Source organism: Pseudomonas sp. LB3P31 (genome assembly GCF_054897945.1).
The window spans coordinates 5,763,155-5,790,087 of sequence record NZ_CM142710.1 but is presented as its reverse complement, the minus strand read 5'-3'; the positions used below and the strand labels follow the sequence as shown (position 1 = coordinate 5,790,087).

Annotated in this window: 21 protein-coding genes; all 21 read left to right on the top strand. The window is 61.3% G+C overall.

Annotated elements, in window-relative coordinates; genetic code table 11:
- The first annotated feature begins 57 nt into the window (after positions 1-57).
- Entirely contained in the window at positions 58-1,518 is a 1,461-nt protein-coding gene (locus ACYZTK_RS26350; protein ID WP_462012510.1) for a DUF6861 domain-containing protein, read from the top strand.
- Between the two features lie 8 nt (positions 1,519-1,526).
- Positions 1,527-1,856, top strand: coding sequence for a hypothetical protein (locus ACYZTK_RS26345; RefSeq protein ID WP_462012509.1), 330 nt, complete (start codon positions 1,527-1,529; stop codon positions 1,854-1,856).
- A 24-nt stretch (positions 1,857-1,880) separates the two neighbouring features.
- Positions 1,881-2,327, top strand: a complete 447-nt coding sequence (locus ACYZTK_RS26340) for a hypothetical protein (protein ID WP_462012508.1) — start codon at positions 1,881-1,883, stop codon at positions 2,325-2,327.
- A gap of 516 nt (positions 2,328-2,843) precedes the next feature.
- Positions 2,844-3,593: a hypothetical protein gene (locus ACYZTK_RS26335; RefSeq protein ID WP_462012507.1), complete on the top strand. Its 750-nt coding sequence runs from the start codon at positions 2,844-2,846 to the stop codon at positions 3,591-3,593.
- A 69-nt stretch (positions 3,594-3,662) separates the two neighbouring features.
- Positions 3,663-4,196 (top strand): type VI secretion system contractile sheath small subunit, encoded by a 534-nt coding sequence (gene tssB / locus ACYZTK_RS26330; RefSeq protein WP_462012506.1) that lies wholly within the window; start codon positions 3,663-3,665, stop codon positions 4,194-4,196.
- Between the two features lie 10 nt (positions 4,197-4,206).
- On the top strand, positions 4,207-5,709 hold the full coding sequence (tssC, locus tag ACYZTK_RS26325; RefSeq protein ID WP_266016494.1) for a type VI secretion system contractile sheath large subunit: 1,503 nt from the start codon (positions 4,207-4,209) through the stop codon (positions 5,707-5,709).
- 25 nt (positions 5,710-5,734) lie between these two features.
- Positions 5,735-6,217: a type VI secretion system baseplate subunit TssE gene (gene tssE, locus ACYZTK_RS26320; RefSeq protein ID WP_462012505.1), complete on the top strand. Its 483-nt coding sequence runs from the start codon at positions 5,735-5,737 to the stop codon at positions 6,215-6,217.
- Positions 6,217-8,049, top strand: a complete 1,833-nt coding sequence (gene tssF / locus ACYZTK_RS26315; protein WP_462012504.1) for a type VI secretion system baseplate subunit TssF — start codon at positions 6,217-6,219, stop codon at positions 8,047-8,049. Before tssE ends, tssF begins: the two co-directional genes overlap by 1 nt.
- Positions 8,013-9,083 (top strand): type VI secretion system baseplate subunit TssG, encoded by a 1,071-nt coding sequence (gene tssG, locus ACYZTK_RS26310; protein ID WP_462012503.1) that lies wholly within the window; start codon positions 8,013-8,015, stop codon positions 9,081-9,083. Before tssF ends, tssG begins: the two co-directional genes overlap by 37 nt.
- Positions 9,080-11,683 carry a type VI secretion system ATPase TssH gene (tssH, locus tag ACYZTK_RS26305; RefSeq protein ID WP_462012502.1) on the top strand — a complete coding sequence of 868 codons (2,604 nt, stop codon included), beginning with the start codon at positions 9,080-9,082 and terminating at the stop codon, positions 11,681-11,683. The genes tssG and tssH overlap by 4 nt, the downstream gene beginning before the upstream one ends.
- A 23-nt stretch (positions 11,684-11,706) precedes the next feature.
- Positions 11,707-12,456, top strand: coding sequence for a type VI secretion system lipoprotein TssJ (tssJ, locus tag ACYZTK_RS26300; RefSeq protein ID WP_462012501.1), 750 nt, complete (start codon positions 11,707-11,709; stop codon positions 12,454-12,456).
- On the top strand, positions 12,449-13,792 hold the full coding sequence (gene tssK, locus ACYZTK_RS26295) for a type VI secretion system baseplate subunit TssK (RefSeq protein ID WP_462012500.1): 1,344 nt from the start codon (positions 12,449-12,451) through the stop codon (positions 13,790-13,792). The genes tssJ and tssK overlap by 8 nt, the downstream gene beginning before the upstream one ends.
- Positions 13,789-14,508 (top strand): type IVB secretion system protein IcmH/DotU, encoded by a 720-nt coding sequence (gene icmH / locus ACYZTK_RS26290; protein WP_462012499.1) that lies wholly within the window; start codon positions 13,789-13,791, stop codon positions 14,506-14,508. Before tssK ends, icmH begins: the two co-directional genes overlap by 4 nt.
- 30 nt (positions 14,509-14,538) lie before the next feature.
- Positions 14,539-18,408, top strand: a complete 3,870-nt coding sequence (locus tag ACYZTK_RS26285; protein WP_462012498.1) for a type VI secretion protein IcmF/TssM N-terminal domain-containing protein — start codon at positions 14,539-14,541, stop codon at positions 18,406-18,408.
- 31 nt (positions 18,409-18,439) lie between these two features.
- Positions 18,440-19,366: a type VI secretion system-associated protein TagF gene (gene tagF / locus ACYZTK_RS26280; protein WP_462012497.1), complete on the top strand. Its 927-nt coding sequence runs from the start codon at positions 18,440-18,442 to the stop codon at positions 19,364-19,366.
- Positions 19,363-21,858 (top strand): type VI secretion system membrane subunit TssM, encoded by a 2,496-nt coding sequence (gene tssM, locus ACYZTK_RS26275; protein WP_462012495.1) that lies wholly within the window; start codon positions 19,363-19,365, stop codon positions 21,856-21,858. Before tagF ends, tssM begins: the two co-directional genes overlap by 4 nt.
- Positions 21,859-22,018: 160 nt before the next feature.
- On the top strand, positions 22,019-22,537 hold the full coding sequence (locus ACYZTK_RS26270) for an Hcp family type VI secretion system effector (protein WP_462012494.1): 519 nt from the start codon (positions 22,019-22,021) through the stop codon (positions 22,535-22,537).
- Positions 22,538-22,631: 94 nt separating this feature from the next.
- Entirely contained in the window at positions 22,632-23,723 is a 1,092-nt protein-coding gene (gene tssA / locus ACYZTK_RS26265; RefSeq protein ID WP_462012493.1) for a type VI secretion system protein TssA, read from the top strand.
- Positions 23,724-23,983: 260 nt separating this feature from the next.
- Positions 23,984-24,574 (top strand): amino acid synthesis family protein, encoded by a 591-nt coding sequence (locus ACYZTK_RS26260; RefSeq protein ID WP_462012492.1) that lies wholly within the window; start codon positions 23,984-23,986, stop codon positions 24,572-24,574.
- Between the two features lie 43 nt (positions 24,575-24,617).
- Positions 24,618-25,451 (top strand): alpha/beta fold hydrolase, encoded by an 834-nt coding sequence (locus ACYZTK_RS26255; RefSeq protein ID WP_462012491.1) that lies wholly within the window; start codon positions 24,618-24,620, stop codon positions 25,449-25,451.
- Positions 25,448-26,929 carry an aldehyde dehydrogenase gene (locus ACYZTK_RS26250; protein WP_462012490.1) on the top strand — a complete coding sequence of 494 codons (1,482 nt, stop codon included), beginning with the start codon at positions 25,448-25,450 and terminating at the stop codon, positions 26,927-26,929. The genes ACYZTK_RS26255 and ACYZTK_RS26250 overlap by 4 nt, the downstream gene beginning before the upstream one ends.
- Positions 26,930-26,933: the final 4 nt, after the last annotated feature.

Below are 26,933 nucleotides of genomic sequence, written 5' to 3'. Positions count from 1 at the left end.
GGCACCACCCATGCGGCGACACGGAAGCTTCTTCCACCTAAGGACAGTGATGTGTAAATGGATCTTTTAGCGAATGTGCCCAGCTGGGCCGACGTCGAACGCAACCTCGAGCAGAAATTCAGCGAACTGAACCAGGGCGTCAATGAGGGCTTGCACAGCGCTCACGACAACTGGAACGGTTTCACCCGCCGCGTCGGCAACAGCGCTAGCCAGGCCTATGGCTACATGGGTGGCCAGCGCATTGACTCGGTGAACCGGGCATTCGCCCTCTCCTACCCGATCATCCAGATGGATCTCAAGCGCAAATGGGCCTCGATCGAAATCGAGCAGATCCTTCCTGTGCTGCTGCAGCTGGTCAAGGAAGTCTCGATGATCCTCGGCGGCAGCGTGGCGATCGGCACCATTGCCGGTGGCGCGGCGGGTGCCTTTGCGTTCGGGATCGGCGCAGCGCCTGGAGCTGCCGCCGGTGCGGGCATCGGCCTGCAAGTCGGTAACCTGATCCTGATGGGGTTGGGTTTGTCGGCAATCGCTGAATATTTCTATCAGGGCTTACCAGCCTGCCTCTCCATTTTGCAGGAAGGCATCACCACCGCGTGGCACGCCGATGATGGCGTCAAGCCTGCGGGCCTGGACCCCAGCGGCGGCTCGGCTTCGATCGTTCAGGAACGCACCGAACGTGCAGCGCGACAACTCGCACGCGGCCAGGAGCAGTTGGTGTTGCTGCTGCTCACTGCCATCGTCACCTACCTGACCCGCGGCCAGATGAAAGCGGGCGTGGTCGGCAGCATGGAAAGCATCGCGACCCGTAGCGCGCGGTTGCAGGCAGAGATATCCAACAAGCAGTTGGCGGGCTGGTTGGCCCGTAATGAGCAAAAGTTGTTGGCTCAGGCTGAGTTGCAGGTGAAGGAGCCGACGCCACTGGCGAAGGCTGAACCGGAGACGATGCGTGAGTATTACGCCAAGCAGGATCCCGAGTTCGTGTCGGTGGAAGACCAGATCAAGAAGGTCAAGACCTTCAAGACCAAGGGCTTGTCGAACGAGCAGATCGAAAGCTTCCTGAACACTACCGACGGCGAGAAACTGCTGGGCAAGCTGCAAGCCGCCGCGCCGGATGCGGACGCCACCACCATTTACTCCCGGGCGTTTGACCAGGTGGCTTCGGGCTCGACGATTCCGGAAGTCAGGTTGATCAATTCACCCCTGATCAAGATTGTGCCTGAAGGCCAGAGCGTCTCGCCCTACTCGCCTTTCTTCACCACCCACGAGGAATTGCAGGCAGCGGCCAACTCCGGACGAACACTGGCCGACTCATTTGGCTTGCCACTGGGTAGCGAGGCCCCGCGCTATTCCATCTTCGAGATGGCGCCGTTGAAGCCAACCGAGGTATTTGTCAGTAAAGTCGCCCCTACAACAGAATTGAGCGGTGCGATCCAGCGCACCGGCGAAGCGTTCCAGTACCTGACCCCTAACCGTGCCGAGTGGGGAGTGCCGAAACTGATTGGCACTACCTCCAACTAGAGCTGCATATGAATATTGAAACACTGAAAGAAAAAGCATCGAAGCTCCGGGCAGCCATCGACGCGCTGAAAGCACAAGACCCTGCCGCAGCAAAACTGGCCGTGGAGCTGGAGCCGTTGCTGGTCCTGGCTGAGCGCGGCCAGATCCGCACACCGATGGAGTGGCGGGATATCCCTGGACGCTACCTGTTTACCGAAGAAGGTTTGCAGCAGTACGCCGAACTGGAGCATGCATTTGCCGAGTTCAAAATTGAATTGACCGGCGGTGAATCGCCTACGCTGCGGCGCCTCAAGGCGCAGATGGAAGAGAAGAAGAACAGCGGGTTGAAGCCCGACTGACGCCAAGGCGAGCACCGGCGGTGCTTGGATTTTGAAGCCGCAACCACTACTCAGGGAGAGATCATTTTGAAGCAGTCCAGCTTCCTCTACGCCTCATTAGCCTTCATCGCTGCAACGTCGTTCACGACGCCCTTGTACGCACAGGATGCGGAAAAGATCCTGACCGATGTGGTCAAACAACAGCAGCAACAGCTGCCGATCATGCTGGATCCAGCGACTCGCATCGATAACATCACCTATGCCGATCGCACCGTGCGGTACAAGTTGACGCTTGCAGGGTACGAGGGCCGTCCAGGCGAGCAGGCCTATTATCAAAGCTATCTCGCTCAACAGATTAATAAAACCCTGTGTGGCCAGACGGCATATTTGATGATGCTTGCGTTGGGCAATCGTATTATCTACGAATATGCCAGTTCCAATGCTCAGCCCATCGCTGAAATCACGTTGGAGTCAGATTCCTGCCATAGTTGATGCACGTTGATGGATGTCGTTTAGGCAATTATTTAGTGCAATTACTCACAATCGCCACGATGTAGATTCAATATCAACCCCCACTTCTGATCCCAACTCCCCCGTTTTCAAAAAAATTGGTGAACCGGTTCACCTTTTTTGAAATTAATTTAAATAAAAAATTGGATCCACCCCACCCCGCAAACCATTGAGCCTGCGAGGTTTCAGACCCCGCTGTAAGACAAAACCCCACACTGATGGCAAGCGGACATCATTGCGGCATGTATCAAAAACGAGAAAAAATCCGCTCCCTCGTGAACTTTTGTATGCGGAATGTTGCCATACACCACGTTGCTGGCCACTCGACATTGAAAGGCCAGTATTCAAAGACACTATATTCCTGGCAGAACAATTCCTTGGTGGCTGACATCAGGAATTGCACTTTGCGAACAGGTGTTCATTCGAGAAATTAGTAGCTCTTCGCGCTCGCTGTTGATGTTCGACAAGCCACCCGAAGTGTTCAAGGACGATGTACCAATGACTCAGACGTTTGACGTTGAAGCACTGATCAAATTGCGCAGCCAGACCCGGGCCATTTCCGATGCGCTCAAGGTTCAGGCTTCGGATTACCTGTCGACTTTGGCATTGCTGATCCGTCCGCAGGCGTTTTTCGGTGAGTATCTGCAAGGTGCACAGCGCAGCAGTGGGCGTGAGACCCAACACCATTTCAAAGAACTCAAGGAACTGTACGACCGCATCGGTTCGGCCTCGCCGTTCCAGCTGGTCAACGAGCTCGAAGTGCCCCTGAACCTGATCAGCACCACGCCGGAACTGTTTCCGCTGGAATACGACAAGGTGCTGTCCCAGAGCGGTCAGGTCATTCGCATCACCAGCCCGGTGCGCTGGGTGATCGGCTTCAGTTCGTTCGACCTGGCGCGTTTTCGCGCCGTGATCAAAGACCCTAATCGCAGCAGCGCCGAGTTGTATCGCTTCGTCGTGCACTACCTGGTGCTGTTCTACTGCGTGAGCAAATCGCCGGGCTTGAGCCGACTGCTTGACGGCCTGCGTTTTCCCGTGAGTTTCGAACGCCTGAAAGACTTTGGTGACCTGCCCTTCTGCGTCATCAGCTCGCCGGTGCGCGCGCAGTTGCCCGATGAAGCAGTGATCCGCAGCAGCACCCAGATTGCCGGCAACAGCAGCTTCGAAGAGCTGGTGGGCCACGACGATATTTTGCAGATGAACGATGAAATCCGTCAGCGCCTTCTGCTGACGATCGAAGGAATGTAACGCGCCCGGCCGACTGTTCAGCCGAACGCAAATGACTTGCAGCGAATTGGTTCGCACCAGGAGATCACGATGGCGAAGAAGGAAAGTACCCAGCACAAACTCGACCGCGTTCGCGCGCCTCGAGTCCATATCACCTATGACGTGGATATCGGTGACGCTCAGGAAAAGAAAGAGCTGCCGTTTGTCGTCGGTGTGCTGGGCGATTTCTCCGGCAACCCGCTGGAGCCGCTGCCGAAGCTCAAGGACCGCAAGTTCATCTTCATCGACCGCGACAATTTCAACGGCGTGCTCAAGGGCATCAAGCCGCGCCTGACCTATCGGGTCGACAACACCCTGGCCAAGAATGGCACGCAGCTGGGCGTCGAGCTCAACTTCAATGCCCTCGAAGACTTCGAGCCACAGAACGTGGTGAAGCAGGTCGAGCCGCTGCGCAAGCTGCTGGAAGTACGCAACAAGCTGGCGGACCTGCGCAACAAGATGGGCGGCAACGACAAGCTCGAAGAGCTGCTGATGGACGTGTTGCAGAACACTGAAAAGTTGAAAACGCTGGGCAAGGAATTCGGCCGTGAAGCCGCCGCCCCTGCCACCGCTGGCAAAGAGTAGGAGCCTGAAGATGAACGACAAGCAAACCGTGACTCAACAGGACAGCGAACTGGTCGAAGTGGAAAACTTCGCCCCGCAATCCTCCCTGCTCGACAGCATCATTTCGGAAAGCCGCGTGGCCCGCTCCGAGACCGAGCGCACTCGCACCCGTGACCTGATCGGCGAACTGGTCGGCCAGGTGCTGGAAGGCGAAATGACGCCGAGCAAGGACCTGATCGCCGTGCTCGATGCGCGCATCGCCGAGATCGACGCGATGCTCTCCGAGCAGATGAACGAGATCATGCATGCCCGTGAATTCCAGCAGCTGGAAGCTTCGTGGCGTGGCCTGAAGTATCAGGTGGACCAGACCGAAACCAGCACCACGCTGAAGATTCACCTGCTCAACGCCTCGAAGAAAGACTTGGTGCGCGACCTCAAGGCCGCCTCGGAATTTGACCAGAGCGCGCTGTTCAAGAAGATCTACGAAGAAGAATACGGCACCTTCGGCGGTGCACCGTTCGGCATGTTGCTGGGTGACTACGAGTTCAATCGCAGCCCCGAAGACATGTACCTGCTCGAAGAAATTTCCCACGTCGCTGCTGCGGCCCACGCCCCGTTCATCTCGGCGGCCTCGCCTGAGCTGTTCGGCTGGGACTCGTTCACCGACATGTCCGGCCCACGGGACCTGGCGAAGATTTTCGACACCGTCGAATACGCCAAGTGGAAGTCGTTCCGCGCTTCGGAAGACTCGCGCTACGTCGGCCTGACCCTGCCCCACGTGCTGGGTCGCCTGCCGTATGGCCCGGATACCACGCCGGTGGAAGAATTCAACTTCGTTGAAAGCGTTGATGGCCGTGACCACAACAAGTACCTATGGATGAACGCCGCCTACGCCCTGGGCACCCGGGTCACCGACGCGTTCTCGCGTTACGGCTGGTGCGTGGCGATTCGTGGCGTGGAAGGCGGTGGCCTGGTTGAAGGCCTGCCGACTCACACGTTCAAGACCGACGACGGCGAAATCGCCCTCAAGTGCCCGACCGAAATCGCGATCACCGACCGCCGTGAAAAAGAGCTGTCGGACCTCGGTTTCATTCCGCTGGTGCATTGCAAAGGCACCGATTACGCCGCGTTCTTCGGCACCCAGTCGGCGCAGAAGCAGAAGCAGTACAACACCGATATCGCCAACGCCAACGCCCGCCTCTCGGCGCAGCTGCAGTACATCTTCGCCACCTCGCGTATCGCGCACTACATGAAGGCGATCATGCGCGACAAGATTGGCAGCTTTGCTTCGCGTAAAGACGTCGAGATGTTCCTCAACAAGTGGCTGTCGAGCTACGTGTTGCTGGACGACACGGCGAGCCAGGAAGCCAAGGCCAAGTTCCCGCTGCGTGAAGCCCGCGCCGAAGTGTTCGAGGTGCCAGGCAAGCCAGGCGTGTACAAGGCCGTGACCTACCTGCGTCCGCACTACCAACTGGACGAACTGACCGCATCGCTGCGTCTGGTTGCCGAATTGCCGCAATCGACCCGCGGCTGATCGACATTGTTGCCAGGGAGGCAATATGAGTAGTCAACACAGGCTGTTGCCATCGCTGCTGGATCGATTGCTCGACGATCATCCGCACCAGTCCATGGAAGCTTCGTCGCAACGCTTGTGTTCGCTGGCCGATTACAAGGCCAGCATCGTTCGCGACCTGGAAGTCCTGGTGAACACGCGCCAGTCCCTGGTCGCCAACGAGCTGGAAGGTTTCGTCAATCTGGGCGGGACCATCCTCGACTACGGCATGCCCGACTTCACCAGCCGCAGTGTGCTGGATCCGCAGGACCGCCTGCTGATTCAACGCCAGCTGGAGAAAGCGATCAGCGTCGGTGACCGGCGCTTTCACAGCGTCAAGGTGCTACTGCTCGCCCAACAGACCGGCCAACGCATGCTGACCTTCCGCGTGGACGCAGTACTGCGCCTGCAGGACATCACCCGTCAGGTTTCCTTCGACGCGGTGCTGCAGGTCAATACCCAGGAATACAAAGTGCAGAACCTCAACTGATGCTCGACGATCTGCTGCCCTATTACGAAAAGGAACTGTCGCACCTGCGCTTTCTCGGCCAGGAGTTTGCGAGCCAGTACCCGAAGATTGCTTCGCGGTTGCTCATCGAGGGCGATAACTGCGAGGACCCGCATACCGAGCGCCTGATCGAAGCGTTCTCGTTCCTGTCCGCCCGGGTGCATAAAAAACTTGATGACGAGCTGCCGGAAATCGTCGAGTCGTTCCTTGAAGTGCTGTACCCGCACTACCTGCGCCCTACCCCGTCGATGTCGATCGTCGAGTTCAACCTGGGCCAGCGCGAGAAAGTCACCGAAGCCTTCCACGTGCCTCGCCACACCGAGCTCAGCGCCAATCCGATCGACGGCATGGTGTGCAAATTCCGCACCTGCTACCCGGTAGAACTGTGGCCGGTGGCGGTGAACCAGGCGTCGTTCATCGAGATGGAGCGTTCGGCATTCAACGGCCATAGCGCCGACCTGGTGGCGCGCCTGCGCATCGGCCTGACGGCGACCTCGGATGTGCTGTTCGGCAAGATGGAGCTGGACCGCCTGCGGTTTTTCCTCGACGGCGAAAGCACCCTGATGCTGCAGCTGTACGAGCTGCTGTTCAACAACCTGGCCAAGGCCACCTTGAGTTTTGAAGACCAGGGCCGCACCCGCGAAATCACCTTGCCGGCGGACTCGCTGAAAGCCGTTGGCTACGGTCTGGACGAAGGCCTGGTGGATTACTCCGAGCGCTCGTTCCTCGGTTATCGCCTGCTGCACGAGTACTTCACCTTCCCGGACAAGTTCATGTTCTTCGACCTGTCGGGATTCGCCCGGCTGTTGGCGGGCAAGAATCTTGAAAAGATCGAGATCAATTTCTACTTCTCCGACTACGACCTGACTGATCGCCTGACGCGCCTGACCCAGAATATCGGGCGCAATAATTTCAAGCTCAACTGCACGCCGATCATCAACCTGTTCCGCCAGCAGGCCGACCCGATCCACCTGACCCATACCCAGCACGAATATGCGGTGACGCCGGATGTGCGTCTGCAGAATTGCGCGGAAGTGGTGTCGATCGACCGCGTGCAGCGCGTGCGCAAGGTCGGCGGTGTCGACCAGGTTGCTACCTGCCATCCGTTCTTCGAACCGCGGGCCGATCAGGGCCCGGGGCAGAGCTTCTGGATTGCCCGCCGGCGTCCGGTAAAAAACCGTCAGCAGGACGGTTCGAACATGGTCATCCGCGTGGTGGACCGCGAGCTCGAACTGCTCAATTCCAGCCACGACACCTTGAGCATCCGCCTGACCTGCAGCAACCGCGATCTGCCGCTGATGCTGCCATTCGGTGGTGAACGCGGCGAGTTCAACATTCCCGGCAACACGGTGATCGACGACATCCGCTGCCTGCGCAAACCGACCGCCACCGCGCGCGTGCCCTTGGGCAACGGGGTGATCTGGCGGCTGATCTCGCACCTGTCGCTCAACCACATGTCCCTGGTGTCCCGGGGGCGCGAGGTGCTGCTGGAGCTGCTGTCGCTGTACAACTATCGCAACGTCTCGGCGATCCGAAAACAGATCAACGGGATTGTCTCGGTCAGCAGCGAACCGGTGGTGGCGCGCATCGGCCACCCGCGGCCGAACTTCGTGCGTGGCGTGGGCATCACCCTCAATTTCGATGAAAGCCAGTACACCGGCAGCGGCGTGTTTTTGTTCGGCATGGTGCTGGACCACTTCTTCGGCCAGTACTGCAGCATGAACAGCTTCACCCAATTAACCCTTCGCACTTTGCAGCGCGAGAAGAGAGTCGTCCAATGGCCACCGCGAACCGGCGATCAACCCCTGGTCTGATCGACCAGGCACGGGCTGAGCCGCACCGATTCGAGTTTTTCCAATTGGTGCGCTTGCTCCGCCTGCATTACAGCAGAACCGGGCGCATGGACCTGGACACTCGACCGCACGAAGACCCTCTGCGTTTTCGCTCGCAGCTGTCGCTGAACTTCCCTGCCAGTGAAGTCAGCGACCTGCAGTTCGAGCGCGAAGGCAAGGTCTCGGCGGCCGGCTTGCCGCTGTCGGAAGTGCAAGTGACGTTCATGGGCCTGGTCGGGCCGTCGGGCGTGCTGCCACGGCCGTACACCGAGTTGCTGATCGAGCGGCACGTGCAGTACCGCGATGACGCGGCCCATGCGTTCCTGGATATTTTCTCGCACCGCATGACCACGCTGTTCTACGAAGCCTGGCAGAAATACAAGTTCTACATCGAGTACGAGCGCAACGGCACTTCGGACTTTGACCGCTACCTGCTCAACCTGGTGGGCTTTGGTCCCGAGGCGCAGAAGCAGAAGTTCGACAAGCAGGGCTCGCCGCTGCGCCGGGAACTGTTCAGCTATTTCTCCGGCTTGTTCGCGCAGAAACCGCGCAACGCGATGAACCTCGAAGCGATGCTCAGCTTCTATTTTTCGTTGCCGTTCAAGATCAAGCCGTTCGCCGGCCGCTGGCTGCACCTCGACGCCAGCCAGTGCACGCAGCTGGGGCGCAAGAACGCGGTACTCGGGCAGAGCGCGGTCGCCGGCAACCGGGTCTGGGATTACCAGTCGTGCGTGCGCATCGAGCTGGGTCCGCTGGACCTCGCCGACTATCAACGATTCCAGCCCGGCACCGTGGACTACCAGAAACTGGTGGAACTGGTGCGGTTCTACGTCGGTGCCGAACTGGATTTCCAGCTGGCGCCCAAGCTCAAACCCGAAGCAGTACCTGCAGCCCGCCTCGGGCGCCAGGGCAATGTGTCACTGGGCTGGCTTGGCTGGCTCAAACGCCCTGGCGTCGACGTGGCACCGTCCCGTTGTGCCCTCTTCCACATTCCTTTTGATGGGGTCTCCCTGTGAACCTGAAGTCCCTGTTTGCCAAACTCAATGACACCAGCCGCACCGCCACTGAAAGCGCTGCCGCCTTGTGCCTGTCGGAGCAACACTACGACGTCGAGATCGAGCACCTGTTGTTGCAGCTGCTCGACAGCGACGACAACGACCTGCCGGCCATCCTGCGTCACTACGACGTGGTACCCGAGCGCCTGCAGGCGCAGTTGATGACGGCGCTGGGCACGTTCAAGAAGGGCAATACCCGCACGCCGGCCTTGTCACCGCACATCACGCGGATGATCGAGCAAGCCTGGGTACTGGCCTCCATCGAGTTCGGCCAGGGGCAGATTCGCACCGGCTACCTGCTGCAGGCGCTGCTGGATGACAACGAGCTGCGCCGGGTGGTGATCGCCTCTGCGCCGGAGCTGGAAAAAATCAACGCCGATGACCTGCGGGTCAACCTTGGCGCACTGGTGGAAGGCAGCGCCGAATCGCAGCAGGCCAAACCCCTGGCCGGCGCGGACGTTACGCCCCGCAGCACGGTGAAAGGCAATGGCAAGACCCCGGCCCTCGACCAATACACCATCAACCTGACCCAAAGCGCCCGCGAAGGCCGGATCGATCGGGTGCTGGGTCGCGAGTTTGAAGTGCGGCAGATGGTCGACATCCTCACTCGTCGTCGCCAGAACAACCCGATCCTGACCGGTGAAGCCGGCGTCGGTAAAACCGCCGTGGTCGAAGGCCTGGCGCTGCGTATCGTCCACGGCGATGTGCCGTCGGTGCTCAAGGATGTCGCGATCCACACCCTTGACCTCGGCTTGCTGCAGGCCGGTGCCGGGGTGAAAGGCGAGTTTGAAAATCGCCTGAAGTCGGTGATCGAAGAAACCAAGCGCAGTCTGCACCCGATCATTCTGTTTATCGACGAGGCGCACACCCTGATCGGTTCCGGCGGCCAGGCCGGGCAGAACGATGCCGCTAACCTGCTCAAGCCGGCCCTGGCCCGGGGCGAACTGCGCACCATCGCCGCGACTACCTGGGCTGAATACAAAAAGTATTTCGAGAAAGACGCAGCCCTGGCCCGCCGCTTCCAGGTAGTCAAGGTCGAAGAGCCGGACGAAGACAAAGCAATCCACATGCTGCGCGGTTTGCTGGCGAAGATGCAGGATCACCATAAGGTCACGGTGATGGACGAAGCCCTGGTGCAAGCCGTGCGCTTGTCCAGCCGCTATATCACTGGCCGCCAGCTGCCGGACAAAGCCGTCAGCGTGCTCGACACCGCCTGCGCCCGCGTTGCCCTGGGGCAATCCGCGCAACCGGGGCCGCTGGAAGACTGCAAACGCCAGATCGACAACCTGCAGGCCGAGATCAGCGTGCTGGAGCAGGAAGCCGGCAAAGGCAGCGACCACTCGCGCCGCCTGGCGACCCTGCACAGCGAACTGACCAGCGAACAGCAAAACCGCGAAGCCTTGGAACAACAGTGGCAGCGCGAACTGGCCCTGGTGGAGAAACTCGGTGCCCTCAGCCACCCGGACAACCAGGCACCGGATGCCCGCGAGATCGCTGCGGTGCGCGCCGAGTTGAGCAGCGTCCAGGGCGAACAACCGCTGGTGCATGCCCTGGTGGATGGCGGGACAATTGGCGAAGTGATTTCCGGCTGGACTGGCATTCCCCTGGGCAAGATGCTGCGCGACGAAATCGACACCGTGCAGCGCCTGCCCGAACTGCTCGGCGAACGTGTGCTCGGCCAGGACCACGCGCTGCATGAAATCGGCAAGCGCATCAAGGTGTCCCGGGCCCGCATGGAAGACCCGAACAAGCCGATCGGCGTGTTTCTGCTACTGGGCCCGAGCGGCGTCGGCAAGACCGAAACCGCCCTGGCCCTGGCCGACACCCTGTATGGCGGCGAGCGCAACCTGATCACCATCAACATGTCCGAGTACCAGGAAGCCCACACGGTTTCGAGCCTCAAGGGTTCGCCACCGGGTTACGTCGGTTATGGCGAAGGCGGCGTGCTCACCGAAGCGGTACGGCGCAAGCCTTACAGCGTGGTGCTGCTGGACGAAGTGGAAAAAGCCCACCCGGACGTGCTTGAGCTGTTTTTCCAGGTGTTCGACAAAGGTGTGCTGGATGACGGCGAAGGTCGCGAGATCAATTTCCGCAACACCGTGATCATCCTCACCTCCAACACCGGCACCGATCGCATCATGCAGTGGTGCCTGAATGCCGAGCAGCAACCGACCCCGGAAGACATCGTCGAAGGCCTGCGCGACGAGCTGAACCAGGTGTTCAAACCGGCGTTCCTCGGGCGCCTGAGCATCGTGCCGTATTACCCGGTGCAGGACGCGATTCTGGAACGCATCGTCGGCCTGAAACTGCAACGCATTCGCCAGCGCTTCGAGCGCAACCATCAGGCGGTGCTCAGTTACGACGAGGCGCTGGTCAAGGCGATTGCCGCGCGCTGCACCGAAGTCGACAGCGGCGCACGCAACATCGACAACATCCTCTCCCGAACGCTGATGCCGGAACTGGCCCAGCGGGTACTGGAGCGCATGGCCGAGGACAAGCCGATCCAGAGCTTGAAGATCGAATTGGGCAGCGACGGCGATTTCGCCTACAGCCTGTGCTGAACGAGCATTTGAAGGTGAGCATCATGGACAACAGACATTCAGGGAAGCGACTGGCGCAGCCGGCATTGGCCAGATGCCTGACGGCCGCTGCAATGATGATGGTGCTGACCGCCTGTGGCGTCACCGACCGCGTGGGCAAGCGCGTCGACGACACCTGGGCCGGCGACATGCTGTTCGACGATAACGAAAAGGTCATCCTGACCTCCGACGGCGGCAATCAGCTCAACCCCGACGAGTCCGGCAAGCCGCTGTCGGTGGTGCTGCGCGTGTACCAGCTGAGTTCCCTGGAGCGCTTTACCTCGATCGACGCCGACTCGCTGTGGGACGACCCGCAAAAAGCCCTCGGCAATACCCTGATCGAGAACCGCGAGATCACCTTGCTGCCGGGCATGGGCCAGGTCGACCGCTGGCCGTTGAACAAGGCCGCAGGTTACGTCGGGGTCGCGGCGTTTTTCCGCTCGGACGAAGCCAGCCGCTGGAAAGTTGCGTTCGACGCCAACTCCCTGCGCAAGGACGGCATCTGGTTCTCCTCCGATGGCCTGCGGGTGCTGGTGGATAACAACACCGTGACCGCCGTGGGTGGCATGGACGTGTTGAACAAGCCCAAGACTGAAGAACAGCTGGCGCAAGCCGCCGCGCGACCGGCCGAAAACACCCTGACCCAGCGTCTGCAGGACGCGGCCGTGGAGCAGGCGCAAGACACCGCGACCAGCCAGGCGAAAAAAGCCACCGAATCAAAATTAAACTCTCTATTGGAAGGCGTTCATGAGTAAGCAAAGCCGGGTGATGTGGTCGGAGGGCATGTTCCTTTTGCCGCAGCATTTCCAATATCAGGACGAGTTCCACCAGCACCAGCTGGCCGAGTCGACGCTGCGCAGCACGCCGTTCCACTGGGGCGTGCAGATGCTCCAGGTCGACGAAGAAGCCCTGGCGACCGGCTCGTTGCAGCTCAAGCGCTTGAAGCTGGTGTTTCCCGACGGCAGCCTGTTCGACGCGCCGCAGCATGATCCGCTGCCGGCCGCCCGCGACCTCAAGGACCTGCTCAAGAGTAACGACCTCAAGGTCTACGCCGCGCTGAAACTGCCTGAGCCCTTTGGCATGAACTACATCGAGGACGGCCAGGAACAAAAAAGCGCGCGGCGTTTTCGCAAGCAGTTCGACACCCTGCCCGACCTTAACGAAGGCGACCTGGAAAATGAAATCACCAGCCTGCGCCTGAACGTGGTGATGCTGATCGATGGCGATAACCTCGATGGCTACAGCTACTGCCCGATCGCCCGGCTGTCGCGCAATAACATCGGCGGCTTCAACCTCGACCCGCACTTCGTGCACCCGACGCTGCATGTCGGCACTCACGAAACCTTGATTGGTTTGGGCAAACGTTTGCTCGGTGTCTTGCAGGCCAAGAGCAAGGCGCTGTCGGGTCGGCGGCGCGAGCGCGCGGACCAGATCGCCGAGTTCGGTTCCAGCGACGTCACCCTGTTCTGGCTGCTGAATACGGTAAACCGTGCGTACCCAAGCCTCGCGCATTTGCTTGCGCACCCGCGCCTGCACCCCGAGCGCCTGTACCTGTTTCTCGCGGAACTCGCCGGTGGCCTGCTGACGTTCTCCCTGGACACCCAGCTCAACGACATCCCCGAGTACGACCATCATGACCCTGCGACGTCCCTGGTCAAGCTCGACGAGATGATCCGCGTGCTGCTGGATAACGTGGTGCCGAACCAGTGCGTGGTGATCAACCTGACCCAGACCAAGCCTTCTTACTGGCAGGGGCAGTTGCTCGACCCGCGCCTGGCCGAAGCCGACTTCTATATCTCGGTGCACGCTGACATGCCCGGTTCCAGCCTGTTGGAACTGGTGCCGCGGGCGTTCAAGGTGGGGTCGCCGGAAGACATCGAAGTGGTGGTCAACAGCGCGATGCCCGGCGTCACGCTCAATCACTCGACGCGCTTGCCGAACGCGATCCCGGTCCGCCTGGACAATCACTACTTCTCCATCGAGCCCCATGGCCGCGTGTACGAACGAATGATGAGCGCCCAGGCCATCTCGTTCTACGCACCCAGCGCCTTTACCAATCTCAAGCTTGAACTGATGGCGGTACTCAAATGACTGAAGCCGTAATGCAGGGCGCCGTAGCGACCGCCACCGACAAACCGCTGTTGAAAGACCTGGTGCAGGACTTCATCAGCATGGCGCTGATGGTGCGCAAGGGCCGCCAGGTCACTTCGGTCACCGCCTTCGAGGCCAGCGTCGACAGCTTCTTCGCGACTCTGGAGCGCGAAGCCCGTAGTGCCAACTACAGCGTCGAGCAGGTCAAGGACACCCAGTACGCCCTGTGCGCGTTCCTCGACGAGAGCGTGTTGCGTGCCGAAGACAAAGACAGCCCGCTGCGTAGCCACTTCGAATTGCAGCCGTTGCAGTTCCGCTACTTCGGCGTGCACCTGGCGGGCAAAGGTTTCTACGAGAAGATCGATTCGCTGCGCAGCGACGTCAAGCAGAACATCGACGTGCTGGAGGTGTATCACCTGTGCCTGGCCTTGGGATTCGAGGGCAAATTCGCCGTCGGCGAGAAGGACCAACTGCGCTACCTGGCCAACACCCTGGGCCAGGACATCGCGCGTTATTGCAAGTCGCCCAAGGCGCTGTCGCCGGATTGGGCCCTGCCCGACCAGGTGTCGCAAATGCTCCGGCACGAAGTGCCTGTCTGGCTGTACCTGGCGCTGATCGCGCTGGTCTGCGTCGGGGTTTACCTGACGCTGGACTGGCTGTTGGCCAAGGACGTGGCCGCACTGTCCGAACAAATCAGCCAGCTGTTCAGTGCCTGAATCCAGGTCAGGTAATCGAGTCAGGAAGACATGAAGACATTATTGCGTTTGTTGAAAAGTTTTTGGTTTGTGGTCCCGCTCCTGTGGCTGGCGAGCCTGGCTGTCTGCTGGTTCGCGGCGCCGCATGTGAGCTGGCTGCGTGACTATGCGCTGGAGGCGATGGCGATCATCAGCGCCTTCTACCTGCTGCTTATCGTGCTGCGCCAGTACCAGCGGATTCGCGCCGAGCACAACCTTGAGAACCTGGTGCAGCGTGAAGTGGATCGCTCGGCCAAGTCCACCGGCGAGTTCCGTGACCAGCAAGTGCTGCGCGAACGCCTCAAGCACGCCATCGCCATGCTGCGCACCGATCGCTCGGCCGGTGGCGGCGGTTCGTCGGCGCTGTCCGACCTGCCGTGGTACCTGGTGATCGGCATGTCCGGCGCCGGCAAGACCTCGTTGCTGACCCGTTCCGGGCTGTCCGCGAGCATCGCCAGCAACGCCAACGACACCCAGAGCGGCACCCAGCATTGCGACTGGTACTTCAGCCCCGAAGCCGTGATGATCGATACCGCCGGGCGTTACCTGCGCGACGACCAGTCCGCCAGCGAATTCGCCGGCTTCCTGCGCATGCTGAAAAAGCAGCGCAAAAAAGCCCCGGTCAACGGCCTGGTGCTGGTGGTCAGCCTGCCCGAGCTGCTGGCGGCCAGTGCCGACGAGCGCCACGCACTGGCGGCGCAGCTGGTGTCACGCATCGAGGAATACACCGAGTGCCTCGACGCCAACCCGCCGATCTACCTGATGTTGAGCAAGACTGACCAATTGCCAGGCTTCAGCCAGGCGTTCGAAGGCCTGGACCTCAACGAGCGCCAGCAACCGCTGGGCATGACCTTCGGCCTGTCGGAGATCCGCAACCAGGGCCTGCGCCCGGTGCTCGATGCCAAGCTGGCCAATCTGCACAGTCATATCCGCCGGCATGTCGACGCACAGATGATTGCTCTGGGCGCCGATGCCAACAGCGCGCTGCTGAACTTCCCGAATTATTTCTCCGAGCTGTCGCTGGTGCTGGAGCATTTCCTCCAGCACTTCGCCGACAACCGTCACACCGCGGCACCGCTGCTGCTGCGCGGCCTGTATTTCACCAGCGCGCTGCAGACCGATCAGCAACTGAGCCAAGTGTATGAAGACGAACTCGCCGAGTCGTTCGCCTTGCAGCCGGAAACAGCGCATGAGGCTGACACCAGCAGCGGCAAGAAAACCAACGATCGCAGCTACTTCATCACCGACACTTTCCGTCGGGTGATCTTCCCTGACCGCGACCTGACGCTGTACCAGTCGCGCTTCGGCAAGAACAAATCCCTGAGCCCTGTGCTGCTCGGCGTGGCGCTGCTGGCCGGGGTGGGATTCATTGGCTGGCAAGCGCTGTCGTTCCAGAACAACCGCCAGTGGTTGGCCTCGTTGCGCGAGCAGCTGAACCAGTTGCAACAGTCGCCGGACCGCGCGCAACTGCTCGCCTCGGGCCAGGGCCTGGAGCTGCTGCGCAATCAACTCAGCGCCATCGAAAAATACCGCGCCAAGGGCGTGCCGCTGCAACTGAGCGCGGGTCTGTATCGTGGCGACGACATTTATCGGGTCGCGCAGAATGCTTATTTGCAGCAACTGCGCACCCAGGCGCTGGAGCCGGTGACCCTGCAATTGCAATTGCAGATGCGCGCGTTCAATGAATTCGCGAAGACCATGGACCCGCAGAACAACTTTGCTGCGGCGCCCGCCAAAGCCGGTACCACCAAGGCCAAAGCACAGATTCAGGGGTTGAAACTGCCCACCCGCGTGAGCAGTGTCGGGGATGCCCGCAGCCGTTTGAGCGGCGCCGCCAAGACCGCTGCAAACAAGGCCCGTGGCGATGCGATGAACAGCCTGCGCAACCCGGCCACCGCCAGCGACGCCGCCGATCTGTCGGCGACTACCGGCGGGCTGTCGTTGTCCGAGGAAATGCTCGGCCGCCTGGACGAACGCCAGGTCGCGTCGATCATCGAATCCTATAACGCCTTGAAGCTGTACCTGATGTTGACCCAACCGGGTTCGCACCCTGACCCGGAATTTGTCGGAGCGGCTCTGCCATTGGCCTGGGCCAATACTGCCACGGCAGAAAACCCGGTCAGCGCCGAAGTCATCCAGGACAACGCGCCGGTCTACGTGCAACTGCTGAAAAACCGCCAGGCCCCTACCCTGCCGCGCAACGAGCAGTTGATCAGCGAAACCCGCAATAGCCTGAAGTCGTTCATGATCTCCAGCTCCCTGGTGGACCGCGAATACCTGCGCCTGCAACTCGAATCCAGCCGCCAGTTCCCGGCTGTGGGCCTGAGCGACCTGGTGCCGTTGCCGGGGCGCAATTTGCTGTATGGCAGCGAAGCAGTGCCGGCGATTTTCACCCGCCAGGGCTGGGAACAGTTCGTCAAACCCGAGCTGATCAAGCTGGTCTCGGGCAACCTGCGCAACGAATCGGACTGGGTGCTCGACGGCGAAGGCGGCGACAGCCTGGTGCAGAAAGCCAACTTCATCCGTGAGTTCATGACGCGCTACAAGCGCGACTACGCCCAGGCCTGGTACACCCTGGTCGACAGCGTCGGCGTGCGTCATTTCACCGACATGGCCAACGCGACCCAGCAACTGTCGCTGCTCAGCGACGTGCAGAATTCTCCGGTGAAAAACCTGCTGGCAGCGGTCAACGACAACACCCAGTGGGATGTGCCGGCGCCACAGGCCACCCAGCAACCGGGGGTCAAGCGCGAGGACGGATTCTGGGGCAGGGTCACCGGGATTCTGGATGGCCCGGACGCCTCGGCCAACGCACTGATTTCGCCATTGCCGGCAATCGATGACGGCAGCCTGGCCAAGCGCTTCGAGCCCATATCGCGAGTGTTTGCAGTACAGAACGCCGAAGGCGCCGACAGCACAATCATGGATCGTTACCTGGCGGCGCTGCGCAAGCTCAAGGTGCGCATGAACAATATCCAGCGCTCCCAGGACGTCGGTAAAAGCAGCAAGCAGTTGATCAGCGAGACCCTCGAAGGTCAGCCGAGCGAAGTCACCAGCGTGCGCAACTACGTCGAGACCACGGTCGATACCAGCCAGGGCGGCTTGTCGACCTCGCTGCAAGGGCTGTTCAGCCTGCCGATTCAGTTCGCCTGGGAAACCCTGCGCGACCCGGCCGGCGAGCAGATCGCCAAGGCCTGGGCGCAACAGATTGCCAAGCCTTGGGAACAAGTGATGGCGCACCGCTTCCCGATCGCCCCTGGCAGTCGCAACGAAGCGTCGGTGAAGGACCTGCAGCGTTTCGTCGACCCTGAGTCCGGACTGCTGCCGAACTTCAAGCGCAACGAAATCGGCAACCTCTCCGGCGGTGAAGGCCTGGGCATGAGCAGCGCGAGCAAATCGACGCCGCTGGTCAACCCGAACATGGTCAACAGCATCGACAAGGCCAGCTCCCTGGGCCAGGTGATCGCCAGCCTGTCGGATCGCGAAAACGGTTTCGAAATCATGCTGGAGCCTTCGGCGTACTTCACCGACATCATCTTCACCCTCGATGGCCAGGTGCAGCATTACCGCAACGGCAAGACCAGTTGGAGCCGCTTCTCGTGGCCGGGCACCACCACCGCCCCGGGTGCGCGCATGGACGTGGTGACCCTGACCGGCGAACGCATCACCGTGTTCGACTACCCGGGTCGCTGGGGCCTGCTGCGCATGAACGACAGCGCCCGGGTAAGCGACCTGGACGGCATCCAGCAGCGCTTCAGCTGGAACACCGCCAGCGGTCAGGTCAGCCTCGCCGTGCGCAACTACGGCGGCGTCAAGCTGACCGATCTGGCGAACGTCAAGTCGCTGAGTTCGCTTAATACCGCCGGCGGACGGGTCCAGTGAGCAGGCTGCCGGTAACTCAAGGATGCGGCCAATGATTGGCTGCTTCGGTAAGGTGCCCGCGAGCCCGGACTTCGTCAGCCTGCATGGAGCGGCCGACGACGTCTGCGAGTTCGATAGCTGGTTGCAAGGAGCCCTTGCGGCCCTGCAGCAGCACGAGGACTGGCGCGGGCTGTTCGACGCCTTGCCGGTGTGCTTCTTCAGCTATCGGGCGCGCAGCGGCAACTGGTTGCTGGGCGGGCTGATCAGCTCAATGGACGCCAGCCAGCGGCGGTATCCGTTCTTTATTTTCCAGACGGTGAAAGCCGCTGACGCCGAGCCCTTCGTCAATCCGTTCACCTTGGGCGAACTGTTCAGTGCGCAGATCAAGCCGTTGCTGCACATGGCCGCCCAGGGCGAAAGCACCGCCGTGCTGTTCGAGCGGATCAAGGCCTTGCGCCCGTTGCAAACCCAGGACTTTGCCCTGTTCCGCAAGGTGCACAGCAAGTTCCTGGTCAACTTCACTCTGCGTGACATCGCCACTGCGCTTGCCGGCTCCCACCCGGAGTTCGTCACCAACGCCGTGCTCACTCGTCTGCAAGCCTTAAAAAGCCCCCTGCAACACGGCACGCCCATCGGCATCACCCTGCCCTTGCCGGCGGAACGCGGCTTGAAAAATCCGACTGCGGATCTGTGGCTGACCTGGCTCACCCGCATGACACCTGCCCATGCCGTGCCGCAGGTCAGCCTGCTGGCCGACGACTTCATGCGCCCGCGCCTGATCTGTTTTGCCTCACGCACCACCAGCAACGCCTATCGCGTGCTCACCGGCAGCGGCGAGCGCGCGCAGGGTTATGACGTGCTGGCGTCCTTCGATGCCTTTGACGAACACCACGCTGCACATGCTTTTCCCGAAATCGACCGCCCCCTTGATGACGTCATCGACCGTTTTGTCGATGCCCTGGATTCGAAGTCTGTATGAACAAGATCAAGTATTACTGCTTGCGGTATCAACCCTACATCCTCGGGGTTGCCTTCTTCCTCAGCATCTTTGTCGTGTGGGGCATCGGGCGGGCGTTCGGCTTCAGTTCGCTGAACAGCCTGCTGACCGGCATCGGCGTGTTCCTGGCGCTGTCGTCCGGCTATGTGCTGCTGCTCTATCGCGGCGTCTCGCGCCACCACAATCTTGAAGGGCTGCTGCGCGACGACGCTGATCAGGCGGTGCTGAACGCGAGCCCGGCGGATCGCGAGGAAGTCAGCCTGCTGCGCGAGCGACTGCTGCAAAGCATCGAGCGCCTGCACAGCAACAAGCCCCGGGGCAGCAATCCCAAGGATGCGTTGTACGCCCTGCCCTGGTACCTGGTGATCGGGCAGCCGGCCGCGGGCAAGAGCACCATGCTCTATCAGTCGGGCCTGAATTTTCCGTATGCCGAGCGTGAAGGTGCACGAGTGGCTGGCTTGGGCGGCACGCGCAACTGCGACTGGTTCTTCAGCTCCGAAGCGGTGTTGCTCGACACCGCCGGGCGCTACATGAACAACCAGGAAGAAGCCGGCAAATGGCGCGCGTTCCTGCAGCTGCTGCGCCAGCACCGGCAACGCCGGCCGCTTAACGGCCTGATCGTTACCGTGAGCATCCACGACATCCTGCAAGCCTCGCTGGATGAACAGGAGCGCATTGCCAAGCGCCTGCGCGAACGCATCCAGGAAACCCACGCGCTGCTGGAAGTGCGCCTGCCGGTGTACCTGGTATTCACCAAGTGCGACCTGGTGCCGGGCTTTGCGCCGTTCTACCGCCAACTGGACGAGCTGGCGCGCGGCGAAGTCATGGGCAAGACCTTTGCCCATAAAGGGTATGAGCAGGCGGACTGGGCACGGCAATTCGGCGTGGCGATGGATGAGCTGGTTGCCTATTGGCAGCAAGTAGCGAGCCAGCAACTGGTGACCCAGGACATTCAGATCACTCGCCAGGATTCGGCGGTGTATCGCTTCCCGCTGGAACTGGCGGCACTCAAGCCACGCCTGCAACTGTTCGTCGATGCGCTGTTGCGCGCCAATCCGTACCAGAAGGCCGAACTGCTGCGCGGCTTCTATTTCACCAGCGCACTGGACGCCGACCAGCCGGAACTGGGCGGCCATGCCCGCCAGGTCACCGAACGCTTTGCCCTGGAAGGCGATCAGGCAAGCGTCGGCGGCGATGCACTGCCGCGTCCATTGTTCATCAACAGCCTGTTCCGCAAAGTGATCATTCCCGACCAGCACCTGGTGGCGCTGTACACCACCAACCACCGCGAACGTCGGCGCAAGGCGGCCTGGATCGGCGGCGCTGGCGTGCTGGCGCTGCTGCTGTGCGGCTTGCTGGGCTGGTCCTATGTGAACAACCGCAACACCGTGCAGAGCATCTCCACGGAACTGGCCCAGGCGGCCAGTGCCGATGCCGCGACGACCGGGCAATACACCGCCTGGCAGACCCTGGACCGCATGCGTTTCTGGACCGCGCATTACTTTGCCCAGCATCACCAGGATGGCGTGCCACTGCGCATGCGCCTGGGGTTGTACCAGGGCTATAAAGTCGAGCCACTGCTGCGCAGCCAGTATTTCGACCGTCTGGAAAGCGTGATGCTCAAGCCGACGGCCGACAACCTGACCCGTTCGCTGTACCTGCTGACCACCCTCAAGGTGTACCAGCGCAACACCAATCAGCTGCTGCCCGTGACCGGCGTCGACAGCGTCGAGCCCAAGGCCCTGCCTAACGACAACCGCGCGCAGTCGATCGCCGCCTTTGGCAAGACCACCCTGGACACCTACGTGATGCTCTCCCGTGCCCAGCGCGAGAAGGCTGACCCGGCGTTCCTCAAGGCGAAGATCCCGGACTACTGGTACCCGGCGATTGCTCGCCAGACCGGCAGGACCATCGGCGTGGCCAACAGTGATGCCGGCTCGAATCAGGACTATGAATACGCCAGCCGGCAGATCAATTTCTACAGCGAGCAGATTCACGAAGAAGACGTGCCACGGATTCTCGACAACGCGTTCCTGACGTCCAGCTCGCGCAACTACATCAACAGCCTGCTGAGCCAGTCGCTGCGTTCGATCGAGACCATCACCCTGGAATCGGACACCCTGTTCGCCTTCGGCCGCGCTGACTTCCAGAGCCTGAAAACCGCAGGCCAGAGCCAGCTCAGCGCGATCGCCAGCAAGCTGCTGAACACCCCCGACATCGGCAAGATCATCATCGCCGGCCACGCCGATCAACTGGGCGACCCCCAGGGCAACCTGCAAGTGTCCAAGCAACGCGCGCAGACCATCAAGACTTACCTGGTGGGCAAAGGCGTGCCCGGCGAGCTGGTGGAAGCGGTGGGCGAAGGCAGCACCAAGCCCCTGGTCAAATGCAACATGCAGCAGCCAAGGGCCCAGCTTATTGAATGCCTGGAGCCTAACCGCCGGGTGGAAATCGAGGTGCGGGCGGTCAACTGACGCGCCGGCATGTTCAAAGAAAAATCGCTGCCGGGGTCGTCTCAATGGGCGAACCGGGCAACGACAAGACACCTCTCTTGAGCGTTTCAAAGAGGTTAAAACGAAGGGTTGTGCACTGCTTGCGGGCACTTCCTCAAATGTAGGTAAGGAGAAAGTAGAAATGGCATTTGACGCATACATCCAGATTGAAGGCATTCCAGGCGAAGTACTGGACGACAAGCACAAGGATTGGATTGAAGTGCTGGGCTACGAGTACGGTGCAACCCAGGCGACCTCCGCGACTGCCAGCTCTTCGGGCGGTGCTTCGTCGGAGCGTGTGGCGTTGAGCGACTTCAGCATCCGCAAGGCCGTGGACAAGGCTTCTGCCAAGCTGTTCGAAGCCTGCTGCAAGGGTACTCACATTGCCAAGATCCAGCTGAACGTGAACCGCGCCGGTGGTGACAAGGTCACCTACCTGACCATCAACCTGGAAGAGGTCGTGGTGTCTTCCGTCAAGGCAGTCGCCGGCGGCAGCCAGGGCGGTGAAGACAAGTCGGTCAGCGACCTGCCGATCGAAGAAATCAGCTTCAACTTCGCGCGCATCAAGACCACCTACACCCAGCAAAGCCGTGCCGATGGCCAGGGCGGCGGCAACGTCACCGGCGGTTGGGATCGTACGGCGAACAAGGTGTTCGCGTAAGTCGGTTGCACTAGCGGGCCGTGCAAGCGGCCCGCCTTAAGCACCGCGCCTGTCGTCCGGGCGCGGTGTTCTTTTATTTTGATCAGAGTTGCCTATGTCTGAATTTCTCAACGACCTTTCGCTGGCCGAACTGACAGCGCCCATCAATGAGGGGAGCGGTGACGACCTGAGCTTTTCCACCTTGTTCGATCAGGTGAAAGAAGCGCGTCGAGCAGACCCCGATTATCTCACCCAGGGTGACTGGCAGACCGATCTGAAATCTTCGGATTGGGACCTGACCATCACCTTGGCGGCACAGGGCCTGGCTCGCCAGAGCAAGGACCTGATGCTGGTCGCCTGGCTCAATGAGGGCCTGGCGCACAAATACCACTTCGTCGGTATTACCTTTGGCCTGACCCTGGCCGAACGCATCCTCGAAACCTTCTGGGCAGACCTGTTTCCCTCCCTGGAAGACGGTCTTGATGAACGCGCCGCGCGCCTGGCGTGGATGAAGACTTCGCTGGCGGAAGTGGTCGGCGGGTTGCCGATTACCCAGGGCCAGCAGTTCGGTCTACTGCGTTATGACGAGTCCCGGCACATCGAAAACCTCGCACTGCAAAATCCCCAGGCGATGCGCGCGGCGATTGATGAAGGCAAGATCAATGCGGAAGTGTTCCAGCGCTCGGTGGTGCTGACCGATTCGGACCACCTGCGCCTCAAGGCCGGCGAAATCGCCGCCAGCCTGCGCGCCTGCCAGCAGCTGCAGGGCACCGCTGACCGCCTGTTCGGCGTGGACTCGCCCAGTTTTGCCGCGCTGACGGACGTACTGGCCCGTGCCGGACAACTGGCCGAGAAGCTGCTCAAGGACCGCGGCATCGAGCTGCACCCCACGCCAGTCGCTGCCGTCCAGCAACCAGGCGTTGTCGACCAACCCGCAGGTGCCGCCATGACCCAGATCCAGCCAGCCCCCTCGACCACCCCGCTGCGCACCACCCCGCTGACCCGCGACGAGGCCTTCACCCAGCTTGCCGGCATCGCCCAGTTCTTCAAGCAGACCGAACCCCAAAGCCCGGTGCCCTACCTGATCGAACGCGCGATCAAATGGGGCAACATGCCGCTGGAGGGTTGGCTGAATGACGTGATCAAGGACAGCAATGTGGTGGACAGCATCCGTGATGTGCTGGGGACCAAGGAATCGAAAGCCTGATCTAGCACTCAGGGCTGATTCACTGAGTATTCCCCTGTAGGAGTGAGCCTGCTCGCGATAGCGCCCGCCCGACCACTGCATCATTGCCTGATATACCGCCATCGCGAGCAGGCTCACTCCTACAGTAATCCGCGCTGCATTCAAATCCTCTCCCCCCCAATCGCGCCATCCGACCAGAAACTCACTCCAGGGACTTGTGCTTCCGATATTATGGTATACCATCATACGCACAGACACCCTCAACTCACACGGAGCAGCTCATGAGTTTCGAAATCCGCAAGATCGTCAGCTACGTCGAAGAAACCTTCATCGAAGGCGGCAAGACCACCGACAAACCCGTGACCATGGTCGGCCTCGCCGTCGTGATGAAGAACCCTTGGGTGGGCAATGGTTTTGTCGAGGACCTGAAACCGCAGATCCGCGAGAACTGCTCCGACCTCGGTGCGCTGATGGTCGAGCGCCTGGTGGGCATCATCGGCGGTGCCGACAAGATCGAAGCGTACGGCAAGGCCGCTGTGGTCGGCGCCGACGGTGAAATCGAGCACGCTTCCGCCGTGATCCACACCCTGCGTTTCGGCAACCACTACCGCGAAGCCGTGAAAGCCAAGAGCTACCTGAGCTTCACCAACAAGCGCGGCGGCCCGGGCACTTCGATCCAGATCCCGATGATGCACAAGGACGACGAAGGTCTGCGTTCGCACTACATCACCCTGGAAATGAAGATCGAAGACGCGCCGCGTGCCGATGAAATCGTCGTGGTCCTGGGTTGCGCCGACGGCGGCCGCCTGCACCCGCGCATTGGTAACCGCTACATCGATCTGGAAGAACTGGCCGCCGAAAAGGCCCAGTAATTCCCCAGGGCTACTACAACAAAAAGGCATGCAGGAGCGCTCCATGATTCGGCTCACCGCTGAACTCACCCCGGCTGGCACCAGTTACCTGGCGACCGGCCAAGGCCAGCCCGTGGTCTTGATCCACGGCGTGGGCCTGAACAAAGAAATGTGGGGCGGGCAAATCGTAGGCCTGGCCACGAAATATCGTGTGATCGCCTACGACATGCTCGGCCATGGCGCGAGCCCACGCCCGGCCAGTGGCACACCATTGCTCGGGTATGCCGACCAGTTGCTGGAGTTGCTCGACCACCTGCAATTACCCCTGGCATCGGTGATCGGCTTCTCCATGGGCGGGCTGGTGGCGCGGGCGTTTGCCTTGCACTACCCGCAACGCCTGCAAGGCCTGGTGGTGCTCAACAGCGTATTCAACCGCAGCCCCGAGCAGCGTGCCGGAGTGATCGCCCGTACGGCACAGGCAGCCGAGCATGGCCCGGATGCCAACGCCGAAGCCGCCCTGTCGCGCTGGTTCAGCCGCGAGTACCAGGCGGCCAACCCGGCGCAGATCGCCGCCTTGCGCCAGACCCTGGCGGACAACGATCCCCAGGGTTATCTCACCACTTATGAGCTGTTCGCCACCCAGGACATGTACCGGGTCGACGACCTGGGCAGTATCCAGGTGCCGACGCTGATCGCCACCGGCGAACTGGACCCCGGTTCAACCCCGGAAATGGCCGAGCAACTGGCTCGGCGCATTCCCGGTGCGACCGTTGCCGTGCTCGCCGAGCAACGGCATATGATGCCCGTAGAATCGCCGCGCCTGGTCAACCAGCTGTTGCTGGAGTTTCTCGACACGGCGCACTCCCGACAAAATCAAATAAAGGGGATCGTTGCATGACACTCGCACGCTTCCAGATGTGCATCGGCGGTGAATGGGTCGATGCCCTGTCCGGCAAGACCTTCGAAAGCCTCAACCCGGCACTGGCCCAGGCCTGGGCCGAACTGCCCGACGCCGATGAAGCCGATGTCGAGCGCGCCGTCCAGGCTGCGCAGACCGCCTTCGACAACCAGGCGTGGCGCGGCTTGACCGCCACCGCTCGGGGCAAGCTGCTACGGCGCCTGGGCGACCTGATCGCCGAGAACAAGGAACACCTGGCGCAGCTGGAAAGCCGCGACAACGGCAAGCTGATCCGCGAAACCCGCGGCCAGGTCAGCTACCTGCCGGAGTTCTTCCATTACACCGCAGGCCTGGCGGACAAGCTCGAAGGCGGCACCCTGCCCCTCGACAAGCCGGACCTGTTTGCCTATACCGTGCACGAAGCCATGGGCGTGGTCGCCGCGATCATTCCGTGGAACAGCCCGCTGTACCTGACCGCGATCAAACTGGCCCCGGCCCTGGCCGCCGGCAATACCATCGTGATCAAGCCTTCCGAGCACGCCTCGGCGACCATCCTCGAACTGGCGCGCCTGGCCCTCGAAGCCGGCATTCCGCCGGGCGTAGTCAACGTCGTCACCGGCTACGGCCCGAGCACTGGCGCGGCGCTGAGCCGCCATCCGCTGGTGCGCAAGATTGCCTTCACCGGCGGCGCGGCCACGGCCCGTCACGTGGTGCGCAGCAGTGCCGAGAACTTCGCCAAGCTGTCCCTGGAACTGGGTGGCAAGTCGCCGAATATCATCTTCGCCGACGCCGACCTCGACAGCGCGATTAACGGCGCGATTGCCGGGATCTACGCCGCCTCCGGGCAAAGCTGCGTATCGGGCTCGCGTCTGCTGGTGCAGGACGAGATCTACGACGAGTTCGTCGAGCGCCTGGTCGAACGGGCCAAGCGCATCCGCATCGGCAACCCCCAGGAAGACAGCAGCGAAATGGGGCCGATGGCCACCGCGCAGCAATTGGCGGTAGTCGAAGGGCTGGTCGCCGATGCCATCGCCGAAGGTGCGCGCCTGCGTATGGGCGGCAAGCGTCCGCAGAACCTGGGCGACGGCTGGTTCTATGAACCGACCCTGTTCGAATGCGACAGCAACTCGATGAAGATCATGCAGGAAGAAGTCTTCGGCCCGGTGGCATCGGTCATTCGGTTCAAGGACGAAGCCGAGGCCCGGGCGATCGCCAACGACTCGCAGTTCGGCCTCGCCGCCGGCATCTGGACTCGCGACCTGGGACGCGCCCATCGCCTGGCCCGGGACGTACGTTCGGGGATCATCTGGGTCAATACCTACCGCGCGGTGTCGGCCATGGCGCCGATCGGCGGTTTCAAGAACAGCGGCTATGGACGCGAGAGCGGCATCGATTCGGTGCTGGCCTACACCGAGCTGAAAACGGTGTGGATCAACCTCTCCCAGGCGCCGATGCCTGATCCCTTCGTGATGCGCTAAGAGA